The organism is Halomicronema sp. CCY15110 (genome assembly GCF_016888165.1).
Taxonomy (GTDB): Bacteria; Cyanobacteriota; Cyanobacteriia; order Phormidesmidales; family Phormidesmidaceae; genus Halomicronema.
Genome location: NZ_JACSWC010000205.1, coordinates 35,785 through 46,413, shown reverse-complemented (window position 1 = coordinate 46,413; position 10,629 = coordinate 35,785). Strand labels below are relative to the sequence as shown.

Annotated in this window: 10 protein-coding genes; 8 read left to right on the top strand and 2 right to left on the bottom strand. The window is 53.6% G+C overall.

All coding sequences use genetic code 11. The features are described 5' to 3' along the window. The first annotated feature begins 343 nt into the window (after positions 1-343). Both JUK32_RS06985 and JUK32_RS06980 read left to right on the top strand, forming a co-directional pair. The gene (locus tag JUK32_RS06985; RefSeq protein ID WP_204138129.1) at positions 344-1,246 is read left to right on the top strand and encodes an oxygenase MpaB family protein; all 903 of its coding nucleotides are present in this window, start codon (positions 344-346) and stop codon (positions 1,244-1,246) included. A 70-nt stretch (positions 1,247-1,316) separates the two neighbouring features. Beyond that, positions 1,317-1,751, top strand: a complete 435-nt coding sequence (locus tag JUK32_RS06980; protein ID WP_239112395.1) for a SufE family protein — start codon at positions 1,317-1,319, stop codon at positions 1,749-1,751. A gap of 43 nt (positions 1,752-1,794) precedes the next feature. Here the strand turns inward: JUK32_RS06980 and JUK32_RS06975 are convergent, their stop codons facing one another. Next, the gene (locus JUK32_RS06975) at positions 1,795-3,165 is read right to left on the bottom strand and encodes an MATE family efflux transporter (protein WP_239112400.1); all 1,371 of its coding nucleotides are present in this window, start codon (positions 3,163-3,165) and stop codon (positions 1,795-1,797) included. Positions 3,166-3,553: 388 nt separating this feature from the next. Between JUK32_RS06975 and JUK32_RS06970 the strand changes: the two genes are divergently transcribed. Further along, positions 3,554-4,201 (top strand): PEP-CTERM sorting domain-containing protein, encoded by a 648-nt coding sequence (locus JUK32_RS06970; protein WP_204138127.1) that lies wholly within the window; start codon positions 3,554-3,556, stop codon positions 4,199-4,201. 427 nt (positions 4,202-4,628) lie between these two features. Here JUK32_RS06970 and leuS read toward each other — a convergent pair whose 3' ends face one another. Then, complete coding sequence (gene leuS / locus JUK32_RS06965; RefSeq protein WP_204138126.1) at positions 4,629-7,226, bottom strand: leucine--tRNA ligase; 2,598 nt, start codon at positions 7,224-7,226, stop codon at positions 4,629-4,631. Positions 7,227-7,763: 537 nt separating this feature from the next. Between leuS and JUK32_RS06960 the strand changes: the two genes are divergently transcribed. From JUK32_RS06960 to JUK32_RS06940, 5 genes are all read left to right on the top strand, one after another. Continuing rightward, the gene (locus JUK32_RS06960; RefSeq protein ID WP_204138125.1) at positions 7,764-8,645 is read left to right on the top strand and encodes a hypothetical protein; all 882 of its coding nucleotides are present in this window, start codon (positions 7,764-7,766) and stop codon (positions 8,643-8,645) included. 212 nt (positions 8,646-8,857) lie between these two features. After that, positions 8,858-9,136: a tetratricopeptide repeat protein gene (locus JUK32_RS28670; protein ID WP_204138124.1), complete on the top strand. Its 279-nt coding sequence runs from the start codon at positions 8,858-8,860 to the stop codon at positions 9,134-9,136. Next, positions 9,123-9,383 (top strand): hypothetical protein, encoded by a 261-nt coding sequence (locus tag JUK32_RS06950; RefSeq protein WP_204138123.1) that lies wholly within the window; start codon positions 9,123-9,125, stop codon positions 9,381-9,383. The genes JUK32_RS28670 and JUK32_RS06950 overlap by 14 nt, the downstream gene beginning before the upstream one ends. Beyond that, positions 9,380-9,793, top strand: coding sequence for a PIN domain-containing protein (locus JUK32_RS06945; protein WP_204138122.1), 414 nt, complete (start codon positions 9,380-9,382; stop codon positions 9,791-9,793). The genes JUK32_RS06950 and JUK32_RS06945 overlap by 4 nt, the downstream gene beginning before the upstream one ends. A 126-nt stretch (positions 9,794-9,919) precedes the next feature. Continuing rightward, entirely contained in the window at positions 9,920-10,483 is a 564-nt protein-coding gene (locus JUK32_RS06940; protein WP_204138121.1) for a cysteine hydrolase family protein, read from the top strand. Positions 10,484-10,629 lie beyond the last annotated feature (146 nt).

The following is a 10,629-nucleotide window of genomic DNA, read 5'->3' as shown; positions in this document are numbered from 1 at the left end:
CAACTCTCGATACTGGCAGGTTGAGCGAAGTCGAAACCGGATTGAACGGGTACTTTATTTAGTTGCAGTTCCCTAACCGCATTCGGCATTGCTGAATGAGCAGAGCAACGCTCTGATATCGTTCTTCCCAGCCCTCCTCGAACGAGCTAGGAAACGAGTCTGTTGTCCTCATCGCCTTGAAGCAAAGGAGACGAGATATGGGGGCGTTCATTGTTCAGTTCCCCCGGCGTTCTTGGGCCGGGAGCTTATCTAAGGAATTGATGAAGCTTTAAGAGCTCTCCGGAAGGTGCGATCGCCACGGCGCATGAAGAGGGAGAGTCTACGTTACTGCGATCGCTTCACCATGTCTGATTTGAATCCAACATTACCGCTAGCAGTATCTTCTGCTGAGATAGATCCTGTCGCTATCTGTTATCGGTTAGCCGGATATGACTTTCCTTGGGAACTCAACCGTTCTTTAGAGATTGCGGTTTTGAAGACCTTTTGCGTGCCCCGGATTTCCTCCCTGCTGCGAAAAACGGGCGAGTTTGAGTTTCGTCCGCAAAAACGCTACGACGATACCACCCTGATCTTGGGCAACATCCTGAAATGGGGCTACGACAGCTCTAGAGGACAAGCCGCGATCGCCCAAATGAATCGCATTCATCAACGCTTCCACATTTACAACGAAGACTTTCTCTACGTCTTATCAACCTTGATCTACGAACCCGTGCGCTGGAATCAATTCTTTGGTTGGCGACCCTTCACCAGTTTAGAAAAGCAAGCCCTGTTTGAGTTTTGGCGAGTGGTGGGGCAGCGGATGGGCCTGCACCATATTCCCAACACCTATGAAGCGTTTTACGACTTTAACCGGGCTTACGAAGCTGAGCATTTTCAATACCATCCCGATAATCGAGCGGTGGGGGACGCGGTGGTCAAATTGATGCAGGGCTGGCTGCCTGCGATCGCCGCCCCGCTGGTGCCCAACTTAGTGCGCGCCATTGCCGATGAACCGATGCAAACTGCGTTTGGTTGGCCCGCTCCGCCACCCTGGTTAAACCAGGTCATTGTGCAAGGCTTGCAGTTACGCCAGCGCCTGATGCCCTGGTTACCAAAGCGGCAGCGCCCTCATTTCAGCGTCGATCAAGCTAATCGCACCTATCCCGAGGGGTATCAAATCAACCAACTTGGCCCAGCCGCCACGACCCACAGCAGCTCGCGCTGTCCTTTTTTACGGATGCGGTCAGTGCTGAGGGGCGAACTTTAAGCCGATACCTCTTTACAATGGGGAAGGTTACTTTTTAAGCCATTTGTCGTTTGTTGCGATCGCCTGCCCCATGTCTGCGTCCTCTTCTGCCCGCCCCGCCTCCATCGAAAAACTGGTTCAGCGGTTCCAAAAAGCTACTGATCCCAAGCGGCGTTACGAACAACTCCTCTGGCTCGCTAAAAAGCTAGAGGAGTTTCCTGAAGCTGAGAAAACTGACGACAACAAGGTCAAGGGCTGCGTCTCTCAGGTGTATGTCATTGCTGATTTAGAAGACGGCAAGCTGCATTACTTGGGTGAGTCCGATGCGCAGATTACCAAGGGCCTGGTGGCCTTTTTGATTCGCGGCATGAATGGCCTGACCCCTCAGGAAGTCGTTGATCTGTCGCCCGACTTTATCAAGGAAACGCAGCTCGATGTCAGCTTGACGCCTTCACGGGCTAACGGCTTTTACAACATTTTCAAAATGATGCAGGCCAAGGCCGCCGACCTGTCTCCCGAAGCGTAATCCCATCATCGCGCGAGGAAATGTAGCGGAGCCGGAGTCCGATTCACAGCGCTGCTGCGTCAGGATCGGTCACTTGGGCTTGCGCCAATGACAAACTGCGCGCCACTTGGCTGCCCAGCGTGAGCGCTCGCACGGTCATAAAGCTAGCTAACGCCATCCATAACACAGCGGGACTCTGCCAATGGCGGGCGAGGAGCCCCAACGGCAAAAAGCCCAGGCCGCTGGCGAGTAGCGTTGAGTTGCGCAACAGGTGCCCCTGGGTCAGCCCTATAAAATAGCCGTCTAGCAAGAAGGCGATCGCCCCCAGCGTCAAGGTCGGCACTAGCCACCAAACTAACGATTGCACTTGGTCAATCACAGCCTGATGCTGGGTCATCAGGCGAAACAGCGGTTGCGTAAACAGGCTAAAAGTGAGGGCGATCGCCATCCCGAACACCACGCTGCTACTCAGACCCCAAACGAGCAAGGTGCGGAGCTGAGCCGCTGCCCCCGCGCCATAAAACTGCCCCGCAAAAGTCTCCGTAGCAAACGCCAGTCCGTCAATAAAGTACGAGGTCAGCGTCACGACCTGTAGCAGCAACGTGTTAGCCGCTAAAATCTCGCTGCCCAAAGCGGAGCTCCAATTCGTGAACAGCGCAAAGCTCAGCAGCAGCGCAAAGGTGCGGACCATAATGTCACGGTTGAGTTGCACCATGGCGGTGAGGGCGGTTTTGTCCCAAAGCTGGGGACGCAGTTGCCAGAGGTCAGCGATCGCCACCTCCCTTAGCAACAAACCCAAGCCCACGGCGAACATCAAGCCCTGACTAATCGCCGTGGCGGCCCCGGCCCCGGCACTCTCCCAGCCCAGCTCGCGAATAAACCAATAATCCAGCAAGATATTGCCCCCATTTCCCACGACCGAGAGCAGCACCACCCGTCGGCCCTGGCCGCAGCCCAAAAACCGCCCCAACAGCACGTAATTGGCTAACACCGCCGGAGCACCCCAAATCCGCGCGTTGAAAAAGGCTTCCCCGGACAAACGGACATCGGGTTCCGCATTGAGCAACCAAAACCCGATTTCTCGAATCGGCCCTTGCAGCATCACAATCAGTAGGCCCAGCACCACCGCCAGCAATCCGTTGCGCAGCAACAGCAAGTTCATCGCAGCGGTGTCACGGCGACCAAAGGCCTGGGCCGTCAGCCCCGTGGTGCCCATGCGCAAAAAGCCAAAGCTCCAGTACACCAAATTGAAAATCACCGAGGCGATCGCAACGCCGCCTAAGTGACGCACGTCGGCCAGGTGTCCTAAAAATGCCGTGTCGATAATGCCCGCCAGCGGCACCATCAAATTCGATACGATATTGGCGATCGCCAGTCGCCCAAAGCGCGGCAAAAATGGAGTCATCAGCGCTTTATCCCCTTCCCACAAGCCCATCGGCACAAGTCTTTATCCTAGTGTTTTGTGCGGCAGAGCTGGGCAAACGGTGGCTCCTCTAACGAGTCCCCCAAGCGCATCTGTGGCGATCTCGACCGTATTCCGCATAGGAAAAACAGCAAGGCACTCACCGATTGTTGTAGCCGCTCCCCGCTGCCAAAGTCGTCTTGTTAGAGTGCTTCAGGAGATTAAAGAGTTTGTGAAGGTCTGCGAGTTCAGTGTATTTCCGGTAACTTCTGATACTCAAGCCAGGCCAGTATGTAGGGAACTCAGGACAAGTTAAGTTCCGAGTCAGTATCTTCCTGGGTGCCACGCCTCTCTCAGACTCCTCGCGCCATTGTGGCCATCTAGCGAGAGTAAAGCAGTCGACCCTCCAATCCCGAGAACCATGAAAAAACACCTTGTATTACTAATCGGCTCTTCCTTGCTAGCCGTCAGTACCGTAGCCATGTTTGCCGATGGCGCATCCGCTAAGGGCAACGGCAAGAATAAGAATAGCGACAGCAATGATCAGCCAACTGCGGTTCAAGCTAGCTGTAACTTGAATGCCTTCAGTGGTGTAAGTGGCTGCGAAGGCCCGATCTCAGGTAACAACAGCAATCAGAACCTTGACGGCCTGTTCGATATCGACTGGGAAAGTGGTTCTTTCGTATCGGGCGAAATCAAGGTTGATAATGGTAGCGGTGGCTCCACAGGCGGATTTAGCTTCAGTGGCAACAAGCAATCTGGTACCTGGGAACTGGATAAAAGCATTACTAACAAGTACCAGTACGGCATGTTTGTGGTGAAGGCGGGTAACTCTTTCGCTTCTTATTTCTGGGATGGCCTCTCGACCAGCGGTGCATGGGACACCAAGGGCGTAATTCCTAACGGTGGTGGTAGCCCTGATTTGTCCCACTTCTCGTTCTATGGGTTCGGCCAGCGCGTAGTTGAGCCGGAAGTTCCCACCATCCCTGAACCCGCAGCAATGTTAGGTTTGTTGTCAGTTGGGGGAGTCATTGCCGCCACTCGTCGCAAAAAGCTTCAGCAAGCTTAGTTGCCAGATGGTCACTGCTTAAATTGCACCCGGCATTATCCGTCGGCTCCCTCAGTCACGTTTGAGTGATTGGGGGAGTTTTTTATTACAATGCCAACTCTGCCAACTCAATGTGTTGCCCCGTTAGCAGAGTCCACAACCAGTCGTGGATTAGCACTGAGCTTCAGCCCTTGGGAAATTTCTCTAAAGAGGCTTATTGGCTCTTGTCAATACGTGGGCGCTCAAGTAAGGCTGATACCGACACCGCGAGATGGCCGTCTAGAACAGTCAGTGCTGCCAAGCAACATCACGCTTACCAGAGTGTTCAGAGCCGCCGTAGAGTCAAGGAGATGACGTTATATTTTCGTGCAGCCGTTGCTGATCTCTGCGGTGGGTTTACTCAGGTGCGGCATGACACACACACCATATGAGGGCGATCGCCTCCAGCTTACTTCGCCACAAAGTTAACCAACTTGCCCGGCACCACGATCACCTTGATGATTTCCTTACCGTCGAGATATTTTTGCGCGATGTCGGACTCGCGGGCATATTTTTCTAACGCGGCTTTGTCGGAGTCGGCAGGGACTTCGATGGTGCCACGGGTTTTGCCCATGATTTGGATAACGAGGGTGATCTCGTCAGCAACTAGCGCTGATTCATCCAACACGGGCCAACCCTGCTGATGAATCGATCCTGTTCTGCCCAGTTGCGCCCACAGTTCATCCGCAATGTGGGGCGCAAAGGGCGCGATCAGCTTCACCAGGGTATAAATACCCTCCGCGTAGACCGGAGAATCGGCGCATTTGGCATCAGTCAAAGCGTTGCTGAGCTTCATCAATTCCGACACAGCGGTGTTGAACTGATAGTCGCCCTCAATGTCTTCGCTGATTTCCTTAATGGCGATGTGAACGGCGCGGCGCAGGTCTTTTTCCGGTTTGGACAAGGTTTCCGGTAGGGGCGCACGGCCGTGCGCCCCTACCGATTTCGCCGCAGCGGGATTTTCGGCAAACTCGGTGACCAGTCGCCAGACGCGATTGAGGAAGCGATATTGCCCTTCGACATCGGCATCGTCCCATTCCAAGTCTTTTTCAGGCGGGGCTTTGAAGAGGATGAACATGCGGGCGGTGTCGGCTCCGTATTTGCCCAGCACATCCTGCGGGGCGACGCCGTTGTACTTGGACTTCGACATCTTTTCGTAGAAGCCTTCTAGCGGATCACCGGTGGACGGATCGACGGGATGTTCGATCTCCGTGATTTCATCAGTGGGGATATATTTGCCCGTCTTCGGATTTTTGTAAGTAATGTTTTGCACCATGCCCTGGGTCAGCAAACGGCTGAACGGTTCGTCGATGTTGATGAGGCCGCGATCGCGCAACACCTTGGTGAAGAACCGTGAGTAGAGTAAGTGCAAAATGGCGTGCTCAATGCCCCCGACATACTGATCGACGGGCATCCAGTCGTTCGCCTTAGCGGAATCGAAGATCGCCCCTTCGTTATTAGCATCGGTGAACCGCAAGAAATACCACGACGAGTCGATAAAGGTGTCCATCGTGTCAGTTTCGCGCTGGGCGGCCTCGCCACAGGTGGGACAAGGCACATTCACCCAGTCGCCCAGTTGCGACAGGGGCGACGCGCCGCGACCGCTGAACTCCACATTTTCCGGCAACTCTACGGGTAGTTGCTCGTCGGGCACCGGGACGGTGCCGCAACTGGGGCAGTGAATCACGGGAATCGGTACGCCCCAATAGCGCTGGCGCGAAATCAACCAGTCCCGCAGACGGAAGTTGTCTTGGCCTTCGCCTTTATCGGCTGTTTCCAGCCAGGAGATCGCTTTCTCGACGCTCCGCCCTGCCCCTTTCCCCGCTGGAGTACCGTCTAACGGGCCGGAATGCACCATGACGCCCTCACCGGGCCACGCTTCCGCCATGGTCGCGCCGTCTAAGGTGTCGCCTTCGGGTTGCACCACGACCTTGACCTCCAGGCCAAACTTACGGGCAAACTCAAAGTCGCGCTGATCGTGGGCGGGCACCGCCATAATCGCCCCGGTGCCGTAACCCATCAGCACGTAGTCGGCAATCCAGATGGGGATTTTGGCGTCATTGACGGGATTGATGGCGTAGCTGCCCGTCCAGACACCGGATTTTTCTTTGCCTTCGTCGGTGCGATCGATGTCGCTTTTGGCGGCGGCTTCGGCTTGGTAAGTGGCGATCGCGCTCTTTTGCTCCGCCGTGGTCAACTTATCCACCAGGGGATGCTCCGGTGACAGCACCATAAACGTCGCGCCCCACAGGGTATCGGGCCGGGTGGTAAACACCTCTAAATCATCGCCCTGTTCGGTGGTGAAGACGACCTTGGCCCCGGTGGATTTGCTGATCCAGTTTTCCTGCATCAGGCGTACGCGCTCGGGCCAGCCGGGGAGTTTGTCCAAATCTTGCAAGAGTTCGTCGGCGTAGGCGGTGATTTTCAAGAACCACTGCTTCAGCAGCTTGCGCTCCACTTTTGCACCCGATCGCCAGGATTTACCTTCGCTGTCTACCTGTTCGTTAGCGAGCACCGTTTGGTCGATGGGATCCCAGTTCACCGCCGCTTCTTTCTGATAGGCCAACCCCGCTTTCAAGAACTGAATGAAGCTCCACTGCGTCCATTTGTAATAGTCGGGGGAGCAGGTGGCGACTTCGCGATCCCAATCGTAAGAGAGTCCCAACTGCTGGAGCTGGGCGCGCATCTGGGCAATATTCTGATCAGTCCACTTAGCGGGGTGGATGCCGCGATCGATCGCCGCGTTTTCGGCGGGCAAACCAAACGCATCCCAGCCCATGGGGTGCAACACGCGATAGCCCTGCATCCGCCGCACCCGCGCAATCACATCGGTAATCGTGTAGTTGCGCACGTGGCCCATGTGCAGGTTGCCAGAAGGATAGGGAAACATCGACAGCGCGTAAAACTTAGGCTTGCTAGGGTCTTCGTCCGTCTTATCTAGCCCTTGTTCTGCCCAAACCTGCTGCCACTTTTCCTCGATCGCTGCGGGGGTGTATTTATCCGCCACGTCCGAAACTCCTTCTTTGCGATTCGCTTAACTAGACAATTGTAAAGGGTTGCTTTGGCGGCAGCGGCAATAATTTCAAATTGCCGACGCCAAGGTCGGACTATTTGGGGCCACGGAGAGCCCGATTTGTTCGCAATTGGCGAGGGCACGGGTAACTGGCGGGCTGGGTGGCTGGGTCAATCCTGGGTCAAGAACGGTACTTTTCCCTAACATGCGCCTCAAGGTTTTACTCCAGGTGGGTGCCCAAAATGCCCTGCCCCTTCAGGGCAGCTTCGCTTACGGGCAGTGTTTCCTTATACCGAGTCACCTGGCTCCTATGCAACGTTTGGGATCCCGTTGTTGCGATTTTAGAACAAGCACAAAGTTTGTTGAGACCGCTGCCACACTGACTAAATTCTGACTTTAACTAGAGAAGTATAGAGACATGGAATGAGACTCTTCTAGGAGTCATGGCACCGTCACTTTAGCTCCACAGCCGCCGAGGGCTCGAACATCACTGACCCGGCGGCTTTTTAGTAGTCATCAACAGGTAGCGAGATGATTTCTTCCGACCTTATGCATCTCGAAGCAAGTATTTCGCGGCTCGATCGCAATCAGGTGCAGTTAGACCTCGCCCTCGCCCATGAGGACATGTTGAAATCTTTGCTGGTGGATTGTTCACCGGCGATCGCCCGCCCCCATCAAATCGACCAAATTCGCATCGCTATCGGCCCCCCAGCCAGCACCACCGGTCTAGAACATATTGACGCTGTCATCGAGTACGAACAGGTCTGGTGCCTGCCTTCCACGGGTGCCCCCTCGGGGGAAGATTTTTCAGTGCGAGATTTGCAGGCGCTGACCCGCTGCCAGTCCGACTTAAAAACGTTGGCGTGGCGAGTGAATTTGTCGGAAGCGATCGCGCTGTTACAACACGGTGGCTTTGAGGAAGACCAGATTCAGCGCATTTTGCAGTTGCCCTATGAGGGGTGGCATCGCTCTTGGTGGGATACGCTGGAACCCTCTGGACATCTTGGCCTACCTTTCCAGCGCTGGTTCCGCACCCGTTGTTATAGCGACGGCACCTACACCCTGCAATATACCGACCATTACCCCCAAGATGCCCCCCGCTGTTTTCGGGGGGTGTGGCAGCAAGTCCCCCTGATGATTAGCCACCACAACGGGCAGTTTGGCGAAATCTTGACCGGACTCCGCAAGGCCAAACATGCCCTCAAAACTGATCGCTGCCTCTTGCTCACCGACGAACTAACGGACCTTGAAACGGAAGGCTACATTCGCCAAGGGGTCAGCCTGTACCCCCTCCATCAATCGTCAGCAACAGAACCATCCCTTTGCCAGCGCTGCGATCGCGCTCAATGCCCCATGAGCGATCGGGCCGACACCCCCATCCTCAGCTGCAGAGCCTACATTTCCACTCCATAAAGCCCCACTGCCAACAAGGGTCAAACATTCTGTAGGCTATGCGCATGCTTACAATGGTCGTGGATGGATGAGATACAGCTCGGAAGACTATCAGGGTGCATTTGCAGACTTTAGCGAAGCTATTCGTCTGCAATCTCATTCAGCCCTCTTAATCTAATGCCTTAAAGAAGAAATCTGATTCTTACAAGGGATGGGGATAGTCAAAATATCGGTTGTCAGATTATCAAGGGGCGATCGCAGATTTCAATGAAGCTATTTGTCTCCAATCAAATGATCCCGACGTTTATTACGGACGTGGATCGATCAAGCTTCAACAAGGGAACTATCAGAGTGCAATTTCTGATTATCAAGAAGCTTTGCGAAAGAAGCTTTATGACCTTACGAGCAGCAGGGAAATTCAGAAAGGTACTTTGAACTTCTTGAAAAAACTGAATCAATTAAAAATTAACGCAAAGGATTTTGGAGGTGGTTGCTATCATGACGATTCGTGAAACTGCTATTGCTAAATTACAGAAATTACCTAATTCGCTCTTGCCTCAAGTTAGCGATTTTATTGACTTTTTGATGTATCGGCGGCAGCCTAGTACCATCACTAATGATCACCCGGATGAACTTGCCGAAACATGGGCAAGTTGGTTCGAGTCTGTTGATCAACTAGAAATCCCACCACCGAGCTCAGTTAGGGACTATCAACAACATCTGTTATCTAAATATCGGCAGCAGGGTCTAGAATTGTGATCCTTTGCGATGCAGGAGTTTTGCTTTGTTTAGTTGATCGCACTCAGCCTCAGCATGAGCCTTACCGAAAGGCTGTCATGCAGATTGCCTCTCCTCTCCTCACAACTTGGTCTTGTTTGACAGAAGCTATGTATTTGGCTCTTCATCGAGGCGGATGGATGATGCAAAAACAGCTAGGGCAACTGCTTCTAGATAAGCTTTTGGTGGTTTACGAAATTCAAGAGCAAGACTATCCTCGTTTGCTAGAGCTTATGGAGCAGTATCAAGATCGACCCATGGACTTGGCTGATGCGTCACTGGTGCTGGGCGCTGAGAGGACGGGTTTTCGGCGAATTCTCACACTCGATTCAGATTTTTTGTTCTATCGCATTGAAAATTGGGGAACTTTCGATGTCATTCAAGTTCCGTGATAAGCAGCTCAATGCTTGGAAAAATGCCGCATAACAACCCGATTGAAGCGGACTGGTAGAATCGATCAGTGTTGCAGCAAGAGTTATCGGCAGCCGCTCAACCGGAACGTTACAGGGTAAATCGCCATGACTATTGAGAGCGCTGCATTACTGATTATTGATGTCCAAAAAGGGCTTGAAGATCCGAAATGGGGGCCGAGAAATAATCCAGCAGCGGAGCAGAACATTGGCCGACTCCTGGCGTATTGGCGGGCTAGTAGTCGCCCAATTATTCACATTCAACATTGCTCCACCGAACCAGAATCACCCCTCAGACCCGATCGCCCCGGCTGCGCTTTTCAGGATGTCGTTGAGCCGCAAGCCGGCGAGCCAGTTTTTCAGAAATCGGTGAATAGCGCCTTTATCGGTACAGCTTTAGAGGCACATTTACGGGAACAAGGAATCAATGCCCTCGTGGCCGTCGGTTTGACTACGAATCACTGCGTTTCGACAACAGTTCGCATGGCGGGCAATCTGGGATTTACGACTTTTGTGGTGTCCGATGCCACTGCTACTTTTGACCGGGAAGGCCCCGATGGGACTGTGTACAAAGCGGCACAGGTTCATGACATTTCTCTGGCCAGCTTACACGGGGAATTTGCGACGGTTGTCACCACTGAAACTTTACTGACACCGGCCTCGGTGGTGTGACAGTAAAGGGTAGCGGACAATCTTCCTTGATCTTTGCTCATTCATATTCAAGAGTGAGCATGGCTGGCTACCCACGATCTCAACCGTTCCACAGTGCCTCTGCGGAAGTTTAGGCGAATCGGGTATTTGAAGCTCCCAACTAAGTT

Coding starts and splice junctions, on each gene's coding strand:
- JUK32_RS06985 (WP_204138129.1), top strand. CDS start 344: ATGTCTGATTTGAATCCAACATTACCGCTAGCAGTATCTTCTGCTGAG.
- JUK32_RS06980 (WP_239112395.1), top strand. CDS start 1,317: ATGTCTGCGTCCTCTTCTGCCCGCCCCGCCTCCATCGAAAAACTGGTT.
- JUK32_RS06975 (WP_239112400.1), bottom strand. CDS start 3,165: ATGGGCTTGTGGGAAGGGGATAAAGCGCTGATGACTCCATTTTTGCCG.
- JUK32_RS06970 (WP_204138127.1), top strand. CDS start 3,554: ATGAAAAAACACCTTGTATTACTAATCGGCTCTTCCTTGCTAGCCGTC.
- JUK32_RS06960 (WP_204138125.1), top strand. CDS start 7,764: ATGATTTCTTCCGACCTTATGCATCTCGAAGCAAGTATTTCGCGGCTC.
- JUK32_RS06950 (WP_204138123.1), top strand. CDS start 9,123: ATGACGATTCGTGAAACTGCTATTGCTAAATTACAGAAATTACCTAAT.
- JUK32_RS06940 (WP_204138121.1), top strand. CDS start 9,920: ATGACTATTGAGAGCGCTGCATTACTGATTATTGATGTCCAAAAAGGG.